The organism is Cutibacterium sp. LaCa_255 (assembly GCF_057458005.1).
Genome location: NZ_CP190956.1, coordinates 1,800,936 through 1,817,259, shown reverse-complemented (window position 1 = coordinate 1,817,259; position 16,324 = coordinate 1,800,936). Strand labels below are relative to the sequence as shown.

The window sequence follows — 16,324 nt, the reverse complement described above, 5'->3', positions numbered from 1 at the left end:
TCGCTCGGTGCGTCTTAGCGTCGGGGCAAATGCACCACTGCGACCGAAGTCAGCAGGACCACCGCAGCCAGGGGCAGGCTGGCGTGGTCACCGGAGGCACCCGTGTGCGGCAGCGTGTCCGGCCTGCCGGCGGGGTGCCGCGGCACCTTCGGACGACCGGACTCGCCCGGGTGTCTCGTGGCCTCGGGGCGATCCCACGTTCCCGGGTGGCTGGGTGATGCCGAGTCACTCGGCTTGGCCGACGTCGGAGCCGTCGTGGGTGCCACTGTCGGAGTCGGGGTCACGGTGGGCACGGGTGTCACGGTCGGGGCCACCGGCCCCGAGCAGCTCGCCGAGAGCCGAATCTCCCCGGCTCCGCCGAACTGCGCCCCGTTCTGCGAGGAGGTCTCCACGAGTTTGACGAACGGACCGGGCACCGGCTTGGTGAACTCGACCACCTGCGGCGTCGTCACGTCGGCGAAGTCACCCGAGGCCACCGGGTCGCCCCACGTCTTGGCGTCGCGGGAGGCGAACACCTGATACCCCTTGGCCCGGCCATTGGCGGCGTTCTGCCGCGCCGTGTATTCCAGCGCGTTGATCTGACAGGTCGTCCCCGTGGTGAGCGAGGCGGTCGGCCGGATGACGATGGAGTGCGGGTAGCTGTCGACGGTCGGGTCCCACCGGGTGTGCCAGTAGGTCGACGGATCGCCGTCGATGGCGGCTGCCGCCGGGCCGTTCGGTGCCGGCTCGGCGTCCCCGGTCTGCTCCGAGCTCGCCTCGACGAGCGTGAGGTCCGACCCACCGATCGGGTCCACGAGCGGGAAGTGCTCAGGGTCGATCGGGATTGACTCGGTGCTTTTCCCGGCCTTGCCAGCCAGGGTCCATGTCGCCTTGACCACGAGATTGCCGGGGTCCGCATTCCGCGGCACCTTGACCGTCCACGATGCGACGGCGTCATGCCCGGTCGAGACGTTCGAGGCTGCCGTGGTCAAAGGCGTCACCGTCCATCCCCGCGGGCCAGTGAGGGCCAGACGCACGTCGGTCGCGGAGCCCTGCGACAGGGCCAGCGATCCGGTGACAGTGAGCTCGCGCATCGTCGGATCGGACGACGTCACCGCCTTCGAGGAGACCGAGAGGACCGGCTTCGCACCGAGGTCATCGACCCGGAACCGGTCGATGACCAGGTCACCCTGCACCTTGCTGCCCTGCTTGACGACCCCGAGGAAGGCGTTGTCACCGGCGGTGAACTCGGTGCTGAAGACCTTCGTCCCCGAGCCGGTGGCCCTCCTCGAGTGCCACCCGGCGCCGCGAGCCCGGGTGATCGGCACGGTACGGTCGGTGGTCGCCTTCCACGCCCCGCCGGTGGCCGAGTCGTGTCCGACGACCAGGGAGTAGTCGTCGTCGTAGGCGGTCTGGTAGTCGAAGCTCACCCAATAGGTGTGGCCCTTGGCCAGTGGGACGAGGCTCTGGGTGGTGCGCAGGATGAGTCCGCCATTCTCCTGGTGTGCCATGAGCGACCAGTGGCCGTCCAGGACGTTGTCGAGGTACTTCTGGCCCTGCGTGGCCGTGCGTGCCGAATCGTCGACGAGACCGTACCAACCCGACTGCGAGTACGGGGCGTGTCTTTCGGCGAGCTGGGTGCGAGCGTCGCCGCTCGCATTCGCCGACCCCGTGACGAACGGCCCGTAGCCGTCGTCGATGTGCTCGAAGTCCTCGTAGACGACGGTCGAGGCAGCTGGTGCCGGATCCTTGGGAATCGTGGTGGGGACGACGCGTAGGTCGTCGACAGAGACGATCGCCGAGCCCTCGCCCGCACGCACCGTGAGGGTCGCGGGCGCCCCGTTCGTGGAGAAGCGTACCGGCACCCGCTGGAAGTACGTGCCGACCTTCTCGTCGGAGGCGGTCGCGTTGGGCGCCGTTGAGGCGCCGATCGACGTCACCGCCTCACCCTTGCGCCCGCCCTGGTGACCGGCAGGAGCGATATCAGACCCGGACACCGACACCTCGACGTGACGTGTGGCACCCGGCTGGACCTGTACCCACGCCCAGGCGCTGTACGTCCCGGCAGGCAACGTGAGCTGTTGGGACAGAGAGGACGCCCCGGTGCCGAGCTCAGCCTGGAAGTTGCCCCGGTCAGACTTCGTCACGTGGACCGACCCACTCGTCCGGTAGGCCTTCGTCGTTCCCGAGAAGAACCCGGGATCGGCGATGTGACTGCCGGCTCCCCAGTTCGGGGTGGCGGCTTCCGGGACGGCCGAGGTCGGGTACAGGACGTACGCCGTGTCCGCCTCGGTGGCCGGTAGGGTGACCTTGCCGTCCGAGACGGGCAGGTCGGCGACCTTGACCCGGCCGGTGTCGGTGAGCTTGAACAGCGTGAGGCTGGACTGCGAGGCCCATGCCTTCGTCAGCTGCCAGGTGGCGGCCTTGCCCGACGGGTTCCAGTAGTACAGCCGGTTCGAGCCGCCGTCCTTCCACGGCAGCAGATAGGTGCCGTCGTGGTAGACGACCGCCCCGTCAGTCGTGATCGTGCGGTCGGTGGGTATGGTCCGCCCGTCGATGGAATCCAGCGGCGAGGTGGCGACGGTGCCGTCAGCCAGCTTCACCTCGTGGTTGGACCAGCCCACGATGGGCGAGCGCTGCATGAACTTCGTCGGCAGGTTGCGCTGCCAAACATTGGCGATGAAGGCGTCGTAGTCGTTGTGGCCCGTCCAGCCCTCGAACTCGACGACGTTGGTGTTGCCGAGCATGGGGTCGGGATTCCACGTGTCACGGTAGGAGTTCTCGACGAACCGGATGAGCTGGGAGTTGAGGCCCTTGTTGTTGGACCCGCCGTAGTTCTCGTCATTGGCCCAGTGCGACCAGGTGCTCGAGCGGGGCATGGCGTCGGCCCACTCGGAGCCCTGACGCCACCCCTGCTTGGCCACCTCGGCCGCGAACCGGTCACCCTGCCAGCCGCGCGGGTAGTAGACGTCCCAGTACAGCCAGTTGAGGTTGCTGTCGGCCGGGAAGTCCTTGCGTAATTGCGTGAGCCGCTGGAGGACGGCACCGGTGGCCAGGTCCTTGGGGCTGTTCACGTAGTACGCCTGGTTCATCCAGCCCCAGGCTTTCTGCGGGGGCATCTGCAGCAGGTCGGGCCCGAAGGCCTTGGCCTCGGAGTACGACTCGGTGGCGTTGACGTGGATGCCGAAGGTGGCGTTCCACGACTTGCCCTGGTTCACCAGGGTGCGCAGGTCGGTGAGGCCGCCGGCCTTGCCGTTGTAATGGCCGGCGTAGTCGCCCTGGGCCGAGTCGTGCCCCTCGGCCTGGTAGCCCTTGAGCAGGACCTGCTGGCCGAGCCCGTCGGTGGCCAGGGAGATCCGCTTGACGTCGTCGAGGGTTCGCAGGAACGGGTGGGTCGCCTGGGAGACGATGTTGAACGGAATGTGCGCGATGACGTCGTTCGGCACATCGGCGGCCCCGACGATCGGCGCGAGGATGTGCCGGGTGGCGATGGCGCCGTCCTGCCAGTCGACGGTGCCGTCGGCATTGGCGTCGGCGGTGAGCCGGACCTGGATGGTGGGGTCGTCGTCGGGGCCGATCCCGGACCCGTCGTCATGGGTCGTCACCGCACCCGAGCGGTAGGTCCACTGGGCGGGGGAGACGGAGGCCACCGTCGTACCGGAGACATCCTTGACGGTGTGGACGAAGCGTGCGGTCGTGCCACCACCGTGAGGCACGGTGTTGTCGCCGATGGCGTTGGTCTCGAAGCCTGCTGCCAAGGCGGAGCTGTTGGCCGTGACCATCCACGCGCTGCCGGTTCCGGGGCTCGCCTTCGCCACGTCGATGACTTTGTCACCGGAGGTGTCGCGGCTCACCGAGATTCCGGCGGCGAGGATCCGGGACTTCGCGTCGGCGCCGGTGAGGCTCACGAGGTCGAGACCGGGGATGGCGATGCGATGCACGAGCTTGCCGGGGTCGACGATGTCGGTGAGCTTGTACGTGAGGGTGTCCTCGGCGACTGAGACGACCGCTGTGAGGTGGACGCCGCGCAGTCCCGGTACGGTGACCGGATAACTCGCCGAGTGCTTGTCGGCCGAGACAGTGGGTGCGCTGACCTTGACCTTCTGAACCTTTCCGTCGATGGTCATGGACGACAGCGCGCCGCCGTATCGGCCGACGAGGGTCCGACCGGCCAGGGAGTAGTCGATGACCTGGGGGAAGTCGGGTCGTAGACGCACCGACAGGGTGCCGTCACCGATCGACAGTGTCCCCTTGGGCACCTGGGGGGTGAGCGGCGCCGCGGGGGTGGTCGGCGTCGCCGAGGAGGTCGAGGAGGTGAAGGCGTTGAACTCGGCGAGGGAAGCGACCTGTTCGGTGGGGGACGTGTCCGCCGAGCCGCTCGCTCCGCCCCAGGATGAGTCGTACTGCACCTTGACGCAGGTCGCCTTGACCGGGTTGTCGAGGACGATCGACCGCACCTGGGCCTTGTTGGCGACGAGGCCGTCGAACTGGCCGGAGGTCACTGGGGAGGCGGTGCCGAAGGAGTCCTTGGTGCATTGCGGGGTGTTGACGGCGAACAGCTTGTACTCGTGGACGCGCCCCGACCCGTTCGACGATTGTCGCGGCGTGAGGTCGACCCTGGCCAGGTCGACCGCCTTGTCGGCGAGTTTGATGACGAACCAGTGCGGCGTCGGGGCCACTGTGTCCTTCCACTGGGTGTGCCAGTACGTCGAGTCGTCCCCGTCGAGCACGAGTCCGATCGGGCCGTTGGCGCCCTCACCGCTGTTCTCGACCGAGTCGGCCGCGACAGCGGTCATTGACGACTGGTCGATCCGCGTGTACTGAGGCGCACCCATGGCCGGAGCCGTCGTGATGGCGACGGCGGCGACCATGCCCACCGAGACCACGCCGGCGCCCAGCGCTCTCCTTCGTCGTGACTGTGACATCAGTGTCCTTCCCTCTGGTGGCGACGAGCGCATCGATGCGAGTCGTCCGAGGACAGTCTATGAACACGTGTACAACACGTGCGCAGAGGGTGAGGAAGTCACTCATGGGAAGTGCTCACGCTGAGAACGCTCACCGGTAATGTGCCTGCTCGAGGGCCGCGTATAGCGCACACCACCGACGTACTCCGGTCACCTGCGTGACCGGAGTACGTCATTGTGCCGGAGGGTTCTTCCGACGACGGCGAGGACCGCAGGAGCCCGCGGACGACGCCAGATCCGTCAGCGTTTGGCCGGTACCTGTCCCAGCTTGGCGTCGAGGGTGATGGCCTCGCCGCCCTCGAGCCAGGTAAACTCCTCCGTCTTCGAGACGTGAGCGAGGTCCGACTCGACCGCCTGCAGATGGGCGATGACCGAAGCCGGAGCGGTGATGGTCGCGTGGAGGATCGGCGTGCGCATGGGCACCTTGTGAGTCGATTTCACGCCTCGCAGTTCGACGAGGACGGCCGAGACGTCCTCGAGCAACTCCACGTCGCCGACGCTCGGCAGCTCCTCGGCCAGCGGCCACGACGAGGTGTGCACCGAGCCCGTCTTCCACCAGCTCCACACCTCCTCGGTGACGAACGGCAGGAATGGGGCGAAGAGCCGCAGCAGCACGTCCAGGGCCAGCCGCAGGGCTGTCCGGGCGCTGGTGGCCCCGGTCGGGTCGTCGTCCCCTGAGTCGTAGGCTCGCTCCTTGACCAGCTCGAGGTAGTCGTCGCAGAAGGTCCAGAAGAACTGCTCGGAGGCCTCGAGGGCGGCGGTGTAGTTGAACTCCTCGAAGCTGGCGGTGGCCTGTTCCACCAGGGTGCGCAGCTGCGACAGCATCGCCAGGTCGGCTGGGTTCGTCACAGCGGTGACGTCTCCACCCTCACCGAAGCCCAGGACGAACTTCGAGGCGTTGAGGATCTTCATGGCCAGGCGGCGTCCGACCTTCATCTGGGCCTTGTCGAAGGGGGAGTCCATACCGGGCCGGGCCATGGCAGCACGCCAGCGCACGGCGTCGGCACCGAACTCCTCAATGATCTCGGTCGGGACGACGGTGTTGCCCTTCGACTTCGACATCTTCTTACGGTCGGGGTCGGTGACGAAGCCAGAGATGGCGGCACGCTTCCACGGCAGCACACCGTTCTCCAGATGCGCGCGCACCACACGGGAGAACACCCAGGTACGAATGATGTCGTGAGCCTCGGGCGCGAAGTCCATCGGGAAGGTCTTGGCGAACAGGTCGGCGTCGCGCTCCCAGCCAGTGACGATTTGGGGGGTCAGGGACGAGGTGGCCCAGGTGTCCATGACGTCCGGGTCCCCGATGAAGCCGCCAGCAACGCCACGCTGGGACTCCTCGTAGCCGGCCGGTGCCTGGGAGGCCGGGTCGACTGGCAGCGCCGACTCCTCGGGCAACAGCGGGTGGTCGTAGTCGGGCTCGCCGTCGGCGTCCAGCGGGTACCAGACCGGGAAAGGAACGCCGAAGAAACGCTGACGGCTGATGAGCCAGTCGCCGTTGAGGCCCTCGACCCAGTTCTCGTACCGGTGACGCATGTGCTCGGGCACCCACTCGAGTTCCTGGCCACGCTCCAGCAGTGCCTCGCGCAGGTCGGCGTCACGTCCGCCGTTGCGGATGTACCACTGACGGGTACCGATGATCTCCAGCGGCTTGTCGCCCTTCTCGTAGAAGTTCGCCTTGCGCTGGGTGGGCTTGGGCCCACCGTCCATCTCGCCAGACTCCACCAGGGCCTCGACGACGAGCTTGCGGGCGGTGAAGGTGGTCTTGCCGGCAATGGCCTCGTACCTGTCGGCGGAGCCGGCGTCGATGATCCACTGCGGGGTCTCACCGAGGACACGTCCGTCGCGACCAATGATGGTACGAGTCGGCAGCTGCAGCTCGCGCCACCAGGCGACGTCAGTGAGGTCACCGAAGGTACAGCACATGGCGATACCGGCGCCCTTGTCCATCTCGGCGGCGGTGTGAGCCAGGACCGGGACCTCGACCCCGTACAGCGGAGTGGTGACAGTGGTGCCGAAGAGATGCTGGTAGCGCTCGTCGTCCGGATGAGCGACGAGGGCGCAGCAGGCGGCCAGCAACTCCGGACGGGTCGTCTCGATGAAGACGTCACCATGACCGTCGGTGCGGTGGAAGGCGAGCCGATGGTAGGCACCGGGGTAGTCGCGGGCCTCGAGCTCGGCCTGGGCGACGGCCGTGGAGAAGGTGACGTCCCACAGGGTGGGGGCGTCGTTCATGTACGCCTCGCCGCGCGACAGGTTGCGCAGGAAGGCCAACTGGGCGATCCGCTGGGACTCCGGGGAGATCGTCGTGTAGAGCTGGTTCCAGTCTACCGACAGGCCGACCGAACGCCACAGGTCCTGGAAGGTCTTCTCGTCGACGGCAGTCAGCTCGACGCACAGCTCGACGAAGTTCCGACGGCTGATCGCGACCTGGTGCTTGGGGTCGGGCTTGGCCGGCGGAGTGAAGTCCGGGTCATAGGGGAGCGAGGGATCGCAGCGCACACCGTAGTAGTTCTGTACGCGTCGCTCGGTCGGAAGACCGTTGTCGTCCCAACCCATCGGGTAAAAGACCTTCTTACCGCGCATCCGCTGGTAGCGGGCGACGGTGTCGGTGTGGGTGTAGGAGAAGACGTGCCCCGGGTGCAGGTGTCCCGAGACGGTGGGAGGCGGGGTGTCGATCGAGAACACCTGGTCACGGGAGTCCACCGAGGTGGCGGCGAAGGCGTAAAGCTGCTGGTCCTCCCAGACCTGACCCCACTTGTCCTCGAGGCCCTCGAGGACCGGCTTGTCAGGTACGACGCCACGCGCCGGGGACGTAGCGGATGAGGGCGCAGAGGTCTGTGAGGTCATGTTCCAAACTCTAATGTTCGACTCGGACAGGTTGCCAGGCGAGCGGCGTTCGCCAACCGCCCGGATTTGGGTTGATCAACAGGCCGCTGGGAGCCAGCGGCCGGTCACAATCAGTGGGCCTTCTTGATGGCCTTGAGGAGTTCGTCGGCAGAGGGGACGGCCTGGAAATCTCCCCAGCCCTCCCACGGCTTGCCGTCAACGAGGAAGGTCGGGGTACCAGCGCTGCCGAACTTCTGTAGCTCCTGAAGACCCTGGTCATTGCCATTCTTGACGAATTGCTCGGTCTGCTTGTTGTCGTAGACCCGCTGGAAGGTCGTCAGATCCTTGCCAGTGATCCCGGCCTCAGAGGCGAATTCCTTGCGCAGCTGCTCATCGGTGTAGCCGGCGCCCTCCTCCTTGGGCTGATGGGAGTAGACGACGTCGTGGTAGGCCTCGTACTTACCGACGACATCGGCCGCAGCCGCCGCCATCGCGGCGCGGGACGAGGAGTCGTTGCGCAGGTTGCGATCCAGGAAGGTCAGGGTGTGGTACTGCAGCTTGATCTCGCCCTTGGAGGACAGATCATTGAGCGGCTTGCCGAGCAGATCCTCGGCTCCCTTGCAGGCCGGGCACTGGTAGTCCTGGAAGACCGTCACCGTCGGAACGCCGCCCTTCGCCTTGTCCTTGTTCAAGGTGTAGACGCCGTCCTTGGTGGCTGAGGGAGGAGTGATCTGGCCGGTGGTCGGCACGTCGTCGGACTTGTGGTTGAGCCCAAGGACGACAGCGACGACGACGGCCGCCACAATGACGACTCCAGCAATGACGCCGATGATCCGACGACGTTTCTTCGCTGATTCCTGGGCCTCTTGCTGGGCGCGCAGGGCATCCCGCTTCGAGGTGCTGGCGGTTGACTTCTTGTCAGCCATCGGTTGAGGTCCCCTCATGCAATCAATGATGTGTCGCACATGATGGTAGCCGGTCGGTCAACCACCGCCGTATCCCGCTCGCGTATCAGCTGTTGATCCAGCGGTCCACGCACAGGGCGGTGCGGGGGCGCACGACCAGCCAGACGCCGCACAGCGCAAGGCCGAGATCACGCAGGATGTCTAGGGCATAGGTGCGCTGGGTGTGGGCCCAGCTGCGTTCGACGGGCCCACCGTTTCCGAAGCAACCGCAGTCCAGGGAGATGTGGCGAGCCCACACCGACGAGATACCGATGATGAAGACGACCATGGCCAGGGTCCCGAGCAGGCCGGACCACCGCGTCGCAATGCCGAACACGAGCATCAGACCGACGATGATCTCCAGAATTGGCATCGCCCAGCCGACGACCGGGGCGAAGTCCCACGGAACGATCTGGTAGGTGCGTACGGACCAGGTGGTCGAGTCGATGTCAGTCGCCTTGATGATTCCGGCCACCAGGAGGGTGCCACCGAGGATGATCCGGGCCAGAAAGCCCACCCAGTCACGGACCTTGGCGGATCGCGACGACGGCTGAGAGTCCATGGCTGCCATCCTAGTTGGGTTCCCCGGCCGCGATCTGTGGGTCATCCGCCCTGCGGACGGCGAATTGCCGTCGGCGTGGGCGATCAGATGTCCGCATTGGCGCCGAGATCACTTGGCCGCGTCAATGGCCTTGAGGAGCTCGTCGGGAGTGGTGTTGTTGCCGAGCTGCTTCCACCCCTCCCACAGCTTGTCGTTAACCGCGAAGGCCGGGGTGCTATCAGCATCGAGATCTTGCATCTTGCGAAGACCGTTGTCGTTGGCCTCGGTGACGAACTGCTCGGTCTGACGGGTGTCATAGATGTGCTGGAACTTGGTGAGGTTCTCCCTTGTAATTCCGGCTTCGGCGGCGAACTTCGTGCGCAACTGCTCATCGGTGTAGCCGGCGCCCTCCTTCTTGGGCTGGTGGGAGTAGACGACGTCGTGGTAGGCCTCGTACTTACCGACGACGTCAGCTGCGGCGGCTGCCATAGCAGCGCGCTGAGAGTTCTCACCCTCGATGTTCTGATCGAGGAAGGCCATGGTGTGGTACTGGAGCCTGATCTCTCCCCTGGTGGACAGCTCGTTGAACTGCTTGCCCAACGCGTCCTCAACAGCCTTGCATCCGGGGCACTGGTAGTCCTGGTAGACCGTCACGGTGGGAGCGCCCTTCTTCACCTTGTCCGGGTTGAGGGTGTACACGCCGGTCTTGGTGGCCGAGGGTGGGGTGATCTGTGTTGACGAGGCGCTGCTGTCGGACTTGTGGTTGATGCCGAGGACGACGGCGAGGATGATGGCCGCCACGACGACGACCCCGACGATGACGGCGATGATCCGTCGACGCTTCTGGGCAGCTGCCTGAGCTTCCTGCTGGGCTCGCAGCGCAGCGCGTCTCGAAGTACTTGTCGGGGTCTTCTTGTTCGTCATCGGTCCGGGGGTCCTCTCACACATGGCCAGCTGACACCCTCGATGGTAGCCACCGCTCCCAGCGGCTGTCGGGATCATCCCCGGGCGGGGCCAGCCAGGTGGGCGTCGGCGTCAGAGCGAGCAGTTGTACCGCGGCAACCCGATCGAGGCGTCGTGGTCGACCATCCAGCTCGTCTCGATCGTGCCGTTGGCCCAGGTGGCCGGCAGGGAGTCATCCCCGGCGAAGACCTTCTCGACGGCGTCTGCCTTCTCCGACCCGCTGACGAGGAACCACACCCGCTTCGACCGATTGATGACCGGCATCGTCACCGAGAGACGGTCCGGCGGGGGCTTCGGAGCATCCGTGACGCCGACAGCCAGTGCGGTCGTCGTGGGATTGAAGGAAGGATGGCCCGGGAAGAGCGATGCGACGTGGCCGTCCGGGCCCATTCCGAGCAGACAGATGTCGAAGACCACGTCGCTGAGTTCCTGGGCGTAGGAGTAGGCGGCCTCGTCGGGATCGGCCTTGCCATCGGCAGCCGGCATGACGTGGGTCTTCGAGGGGTCCAGCCGGATGGCAGCCGACAGCAGAGGCAGGGCCTGCAGGGAGTTGCGGTCGGGGTGGCCGGTGGGGACGAACCGATCGTCACCCCACCACACGTGCAACTGGTCCGGACGGATCTGGGTGCACTCTGGGACGTCACCCATCGCGGCATAGACGGTATTGGCGATCCGTCCCCCAGTCAGACACAGGTCGATGCGTTCCTGGTCGGCCTGCACCTTGACGATGGTCTGGACGAGGCGGTGGGCAACGCCTTCAGCCAGTCCTTGGGCGGACCGGTATCGCATGAGTCGTCGGTTCGTCATCATTCATCCCCCTCACCCGTCGACGAGACACGGCCGGCTCCGTCGTGAACCTCAGTCATGACAGCGGTGAAGACCTCATCGGAATCCAGGCGGCGAAGCTCCTCGCCGATGAGCATCTGGACCTCCCGGCGGTCCAGGGCCACACCACGAGCAGGTTCACCCGGTATCCGGTAGACGGCATACCGACCGCTGCGGCGTCGAATCTCGATGTCGCCGCCGGAGGTCGACATGACGATGGCCGAGATTCCGGGGGCATCCGTGGACACCCTCTCCACCGGAACACCGAGCCGGAGCCCCAACCAGGCTGCCAGCAGCATGGCCGGTGCGTTGTCGGCGGCCGATTCCACCCGGGCAGCCCTGACGGTGGCGGGATGCTGATCCAGAGCAGCGGCAGCCAGCGCCCGCCATCCCGTCGTGCGAGGCCAGCAGAGGTCAGAATCGCCTGGCGACAGATGGGCGGCACGTCGTGCTAGCGTCCTGCAGGGATCCTTGTCAGCGGCCGAATCAGTGATGCGGCGGTCAGCCAGGGCCCCGATGGGATCAGCGGCGAGATCGTCGGGACCCGAGAAGGGCCACCAGGCGATGACGGGGGAGTCCGGTAGCAACAGCGGAAGGATGACCGAGGCCGGTCGCTTGGCCATGGCTCCGGAGAACCGCAGCACGATGACCTCGCCGGGAGTTCCCTCGCCAGCGTGTACCTCGGCGTCGAGCTTGTCCTTGCGGGAACGGGTCGTGACCACCATGAGAAGACGCGACGGGTGCTGACGAGCAGCGTCTCGGGCAGCATCGAAAGCGGCGTCGAAGTCGGAGGAATCACAGACACAGATGAGGGTGTGAACCAATCCGGAACCGGACCCGACGGTGCGACGGGCCTCCACGATGGCGGCGCCGATCTTCGACGCGGTGGTGTCGTTGAGTGTGACGATCATGTCTCCTCCTCAGGGTCTGCGCCAGACGAAGCCGTCCCGGGCGATCATCTCGTCAGCCTCGGACGGGCCCCAGCTGCCGGACGGATAGTCGCACGGGGGAGTGTCGGACTCTGCCCAGAAGTCGAGCACCGGATCGAGGATCTTCCACGCCAATTCGACCTCCTCGTGCTGGGGGAACAGCGGTGGATCGCCCAGCAGGACGTCGAGGATGAGCCGTTCGTAAGCCTCTGGGCTTGCCTCCGTGAAGGAAGATCCGTAGGCGAAGTCCATCGTGACGTCGCGGATCTCCATCTGGGTGCTCGGCACCTTCGCGCCGAAGCGCAGGGTGACTCCTTCATCGGGCTGAATACGCAGGACGACAGCGTTGGTACCCAGGGCCGCGGTGTCGGAGAACGGCAGGTGTGGGGCTCGTTGCAGGTTGAGGGCTACCTCGGTGACCCGTCGCGGCATCCTCTTGGCGGTGCGCAGGTAGAACGGCACTCCTGCCCACCGACGGTTGTCGATGATCAGCCGGACGGCTGCGTAGGTCTCGGTGCGGGAGTGCGGATCGACGCCGTCCTCCTCGAGGTAGCCGCGTACCCGTTCTCCTCCCTGACTACCGGCAACGTACTGCCCGCGGCAGGTCTGGGTGGCCATGTCTTCAGGGGGCTGGATGGCGGCCAGAACCTTGGTCTTCTCGGCACACAGCTGCTCGGCGTCGAAGCTCGTCGGCTCCTCCATGGCGGTCAGGGCCATGAGCTGTAGCAGGTGGTTCTGGATGACGTCACGGGCAGCACCGATGCCGTCGTAGTACCCCGCTCGTCCCGCAATGCCGATGTCCTCAGCCATGGTGATCTGGACATGGGAGACGTAATGGTTGTTCCAGATGGGCTCGAAAATCTGGTTGGCGAACCGGAACGCCATGATGTTCTGGACGGTTTCCTTGCCCAGGTAGTGGTCGATGCGGAAGACCGACTCCGGGCTGAACGCGCTTCCGACGATCTCGTCGAGGTCTCGCGCGCTTTCCAGGTCATGGCCGAAGGGCTTCTCGATGACGACCCTGCTCCAATGGGAGGAGTCGTGGCCGGTCATGCCGTGGCGCTTGAGCTGGCTCACCACGGACTCGAAGGACTTCGGCGGGATCGACAGGTAGAAGGCATGGTTGCCGCCCGTTCCGCGTTCCTCGTCGAGTTCGCGGATCGTGCCTGCCAGTCGCTCGAAGGCTTCGTTGTCGTCGAATTCGCCGCGAACGAACCGGATTCCCTCGAGCAGTTGTTCCCACACCTCCTCGCGGAAGGGGGTACGAGCGTGCTCGGCCACCGCGTCATGAACGACCTTGGCGAAGTCCTCGTCCTCCCAGTCGCGTCGGGCGAATCCCACCAGCCCGAACCCTGGTGGTAGCAGGCCGCGGTTGGCCAGGTCGTACACGGCCGGCATGAGCTTCTTGCGTGAGAGGTCGCCGGTGACACCGAACATCACCAAGACGCACGGGCCTGCCACGCGGGGCAACCTGCGGTCGGCTGGATCGCGTAACGGATTGATGCGATCGCCGCGCAGCCTACTGGTCGCTCTGGTGGTGCTTCCTGAAGCGTCTCGACCCGCCACCTCACCCGTCCTTCCGAAACCGGTTGTCATGTTGCGGAACTGAGGTTCCACCAGCCCAACGGTAGTCGGTCGAGCTGTCCGGCTGGTTACCGTGTTCAGCGACAGGCGGACGGATATGTCCCGTTGCCGCACTCGACGATGAGGACATCCGGGGCAGGAGAGCCTAAAATCGTGAGGACGACCTTTCGCGGCACACCCTGTCTCACGGGTGTACCACGCCCAGAGGCGGCCTCAGCACATCTTCCAATTTCGAAGGACACCGTGAGCAACCAGACGACGCACGTGGCGACGGCGCCAGCCTCGCAGCGTCCCGACCCTGTCGAGACGAAGGTGGAGCAGACGCAGGAACGTACCCGACTGTCGGCCCGTGACGTCGTGGGTGCTTACATCTCCTTGACCAAGCCACGCATCATTGAGCTGCTTCTGGTGACGACCCTGCCAGTGATGTTCCTGGCGTCCCACGGGTTGCCCAAGCTCGGGCTGGCTGTCGCGACGATGCTTGGTGGTTTGCTTGCTGCGGCGAGCGCAAACGTCTTCAACTGCGTCATTGACGCCGACATTGACGAGAAGATGCGCCGGACTCGGCGTCGCCCCCTGCCGCGCCATCAGGTGCCGCGCCGGAGTGCCTTGATCTACGGAGTGGTCCTCGGTGTCGTGGCCACCCTCGTGTTGGGATTCGGCACGAACTGGTTGTCGGCCGTCCTGGCTCTGGTTGCCAACCTCTTCTACGTCTTCGTCTACTCGATGCTCCTCAAACGTCGTACCTGGCAGAACACGATCTGGGGTGGCATCGCTGGATGCTTCCCGCCCCTCATCGGCTGGACAGCCGTCACCGGACATCTCGGCTGGGAGCCCCTCGTCCTCTTCCTCATCATCTTCTTCTGGACACCGCCGCACACCTGGGCATTGTCCTTCCGCTACCGTGAGGACTACCAAGCCGCCGGTGTGCCGATGCTCCCGGTGGTCAAGGGGGCACCAGCGGTCGCCATCCAGGTTCTCGTCTACACCGTCGCCACCGTTGCGATTTCCCTGGTGTTGTGGCCGGTGGCCCAGATGGGGTGGATCTACGGCGTCGTCGCAGTACTCGCAGGGGCGATCTTCATCCTCGAGGCCATCCAGTTGCTGCGTCGTGCCAACGCTGGTCTACGTGATGCTCTGTTGAAGCCGATGCGGCTGTTCCACTGGTCGAACACCTATCTGTCTCTGCTCTTCCTGGCCATCGCGATCGATCCGCTCATCCATCTGTGACGGTCAAGGTCCTCAATTGGCCTTCCCACGAGGCCATCGACGAGTACAGGAGCCGTCGGGGCCGGTGGCGTGGTATGGGAGCGTGATGGCATCCACTCAGGATCCGAGCCTCGCTCCGGCCACCACCGAGAGGAGCATATTTCGGCACCGCCGTGCCACTGCATCCGGTAGCGTCGGGTTAAGCAACGTGGCTGTGACAGCGCGTGAACATATGACCCGAGGAGTATTTATGACCACCATGTCAACCATCCGATCGGCTCTGGGCACGAAGGTCGACCAGGCAGCCAAGTTGCTTGCCGACGGCTACTTGTTCCAGGAGAGGCTGCGGGCGTCGAAGGGCCGTAAGGCCGGGGACGGATGCCCCATTGATTTCACCTTCATGGGCAAGCCGGCCACCTTGGTCCGTGGCAGCAAGGGAGTTGACCTCTTTTACAACGCCAAGCGCATGATGCGCGAGGAGGCCATGCCTCTTCCCGTGCGCGGCCCCCTCTTCGGAGCTGGAGCCATTCACGGCACTGACGATGAGGTGCATCAGGCTCGTAAGGACAACTTCATCAAGGTGGTCTACGACGATGCTCAGGTCGAGCGGTTCAAACCACTCATCGAGGACGAGATGCGCAAGGTGGTTGAGACCTGGGGCCGTCGTGAGGGCAACGTCTATGACGACACCGTGGTGGCCTACGGTCGTGCCGTCCTCAAGTGGGCCGGAGTTCCCGGCAGCGACGTCGATCTCGACCCGTGGGCCAAGCGCCTCGGTCAGATCGTCGAGGGATTCGGTCACATGCCTGCCGGACACACGCTGGCCTGGGTGAACCGTGCCCGTTGTGACAAGTGGGCTGCCGGTCTCATCGAGAAGCAGCGCAGCGGCCAGATCAACGCGCCCGAGGGTTCGGCCCTGTGCGAGTGGGCTCGCTACCGCGGCACGGACGGCAAACTCCTCGACGCCAAGCTGGCCGGAATCGAGCTGCAGAACTCCACCCGTCCCGCGATCGCCGTGAGCCGGTTTGCCGCCTTCGCCGCCCGGTTCCTCGTCCTCTACCCCCAGTACCGCGAGGACATTGCTCGCGAGGTAGAGACCTCGGGAACCCTCGTGGACAACGAGCACGCCATTGCCTTCGCTCAGGAAGTACGCCGTCTCAGCCCCTTCGTGCCGATGCTGCCGGCCTTCGCCCGTGAGGACTTTGAGTGGGAAGGCCACCAGATCAAGGAAGGTCAGCGAGTCATCATCGACATACTCGGCACGAACACCGACCCGAGCGAGTGGGAGGAGCCGCTGCGCTTCAAGCCGGAGCGTTTCCTGGGTGTCGAGGACGCCGAGGCCATCAAGGCCTTCATCCCGCAGGGTGGTGGAGACGTCGCCACCGGTCACCGCTGCCCAGGGGAGAAGGTCGCTGTCACGGAGCTGGCTGCCACCGTCTCGGCCCTGTGCCAGCCGGGAATCAACATCGATCCGGGTGACCTGGATTACGATCCCACGATGATGCCGACGAGGCCGCGCAGTGGTGGCCGCGTGCAGAAGGACTGACGCCGAGCACG

Annotated in this window: 10 protein-coding genes; 2 read left to right on the top strand and 8 right to left on the bottom strand. The window is 65.6% G+C overall.

The genetic code is table 11. From position 1 onward, the window contains the following. Positions 1-14 precede the first annotated feature (14 nt). The 8 genes from ACP8ML_RS08200 to zwf all read right to left on the bottom strand — a co-directional run bounded on the left by ACP8ML_RS08200 (position 15) and on the right by zwf (position 13,540). A complete protein-coding gene (locus tag ACP8ML_RS08200; protein WP_486702909.1) occupies positions 15-4,904 on the bottom strand; it encodes an endo-alpha-N-acetylgalactosaminidase family protein in 4,890 nt (1,629 codons plus the stop codon). Positions 4,905-5,183: 279 nt separating this feature from the next. Continuing rightward, positions 5,184-7,793, bottom strand: coding sequence for a valine--tRNA ligase (gene valS / locus ACP8ML_RS08195; RefSeq protein WP_117188587.1), 2,610 nt, complete (start codon positions 7,791-7,793; stop codon positions 5,184-5,186). A gap of 110 nt (positions 7,794-7,903) precedes the next feature. Next, positions 7,904-8,698: a DsbA family protein gene (locus ACP8ML_RS08190; protein WP_016665803.1), complete on the bottom strand. Its 795-nt coding sequence runs from the start codon at positions 8,696-8,698 to the stop codon at positions 7,904-7,906. Between the two features lie 85 nt (positions 8,699-8,783). Beyond that, positions 8,784-9,287 (bottom strand): DoxX family protein, encoded by a 504-nt coding sequence (locus ACP8ML_RS08185; RefSeq protein WP_036975369.1) that lies wholly within the window; start codon positions 9,285-9,287, stop codon positions 8,784-8,786. Positions 9,288-9,386: 99 nt separating this feature from the next. Continuing rightward, on the bottom strand, positions 9,387-10,181 hold the full coding sequence (locus ACP8ML_RS08180) for a DsbA family protein (protein WP_117188716.1): 795 nt from the start codon (positions 10,179-10,181) through the stop codon (positions 9,387-9,389). A 111-nt stretch (positions 10,182-10,292) separates the two neighbouring features. Continuing rightward, on the bottom strand, positions 10,293-11,027 hold the full coding sequence (pgl, locus tag ACP8ML_RS08175) for a 6-phosphogluconolactonase (protein WP_065673445.1): 735 nt from the start codon (positions 11,025-11,027) through the stop codon (positions 10,293-10,295). Beyond that, complete coding sequence (locus tag ACP8ML_RS08170) at positions 11,027-11,956, bottom strand: glucose-6-phosphate dehydrogenase assembly protein OpcA (protein ID WP_065673437.1); 930 nt, start codon at positions 11,954-11,956, stop codon at positions 11,027-11,029. The genes pgl and ACP8ML_RS08170 overlap by 1 nt, the downstream gene beginning before the upstream one ends. 9 nt (positions 11,957-11,965) lie before the next feature. Next, positions 11,966-13,540: a glucose-6-phosphate dehydrogenase gene (zwf, locus tag ACP8ML_RS08165; RefSeq protein WP_117188585.1), complete on the bottom strand. Its 1,575-nt coding sequence runs from the start codon at positions 13,538-13,540 to the stop codon at positions 11,966-11,968. A 261-nt stretch (positions 13,541-13,801) separates the two neighbouring features. Between zwf and ACP8ML_RS08160 the strand changes: the two genes are divergently transcribed. Together ACP8ML_RS08160 and ACP8ML_RS08155 are read left to right on the top strand one after the other, a co-directional pair. Beyond that, positions 13,802-14,788, top strand: coding sequence for a heme o synthase (locus tag ACP8ML_RS08160; protein WP_065673439.1), 987 nt, complete (start codon positions 13,802-13,804; stop codon positions 14,786-14,788). A gap of 238 nt (positions 14,789-15,026) precedes the next feature. Further along, positions 15,027-16,313 (top strand): cytochrome P450, encoded by a 1,287-nt coding sequence (locus tag ACP8ML_RS08155; protein ID WP_462553017.1) that lies wholly within the window; start codon positions 15,027-15,029, stop codon positions 16,311-16,313. Positions 16,314-16,324: the final 11 nt, after the last annotated feature.

Bases quoted from the DNA above. Each gene is read 5' to 3' on its own strand.
- ACP8ML_RS08185 (WP_036975369.1), bottom strand. From the start codon at position 9,287: ATGGCAGCCATGGACTCTCAGCCGTCGTCGCGATCCGCCAAGGTCCGT.
- ACP8ML_RS08170 (WP_065673437.1), bottom strand. From the start codon at position 11,956: ATGATCGTCACACTCAACGACACCACCGCGTCGAAGATCGGCGCCGCC.
- ACP8ML_RS08155 (WP_462553017.1), top strand. From the start codon at position 15,027: ATGTCAACCATCCGATCGGCTCTGGGCACGAAGGTCGACCAGGCAGCC.
- ACP8ML_RS08190 (WP_016665803.1), bottom strand. From the start codon at position 8,698: ATGGCTGACAAGAAGTCAACCGCCAGCACCTCGAAGCGGGATGCCCTG.
- valS (WP_117188587.1), bottom strand. From the start codon at position 7,793: ATGACCTCACAGACCTCTGCGCCCTCATCCGCTACGTCCCCGGCGCGT.
- pgl (WP_065673445.1), bottom strand. From the start codon at position 11,027: ATGACGAACCGACGACTCATGCGATACCGGTCCGCCCAAGGACTGGCT.
- ACP8ML_RS08200 (WP_486702909.1), bottom strand. From the start codon at position 4,904: ATGTCACAGTCACGACGAAGGAGAGCGCTGGGCGCCGGCGTGGTCTCG.
- ACP8ML_RS08180 (WP_117188716.1), bottom strand. From the start codon at position 10,181: ATGACGAACAAGAAGACCCCGACAAGTACTTCGAGACGCGCTGCGCTG.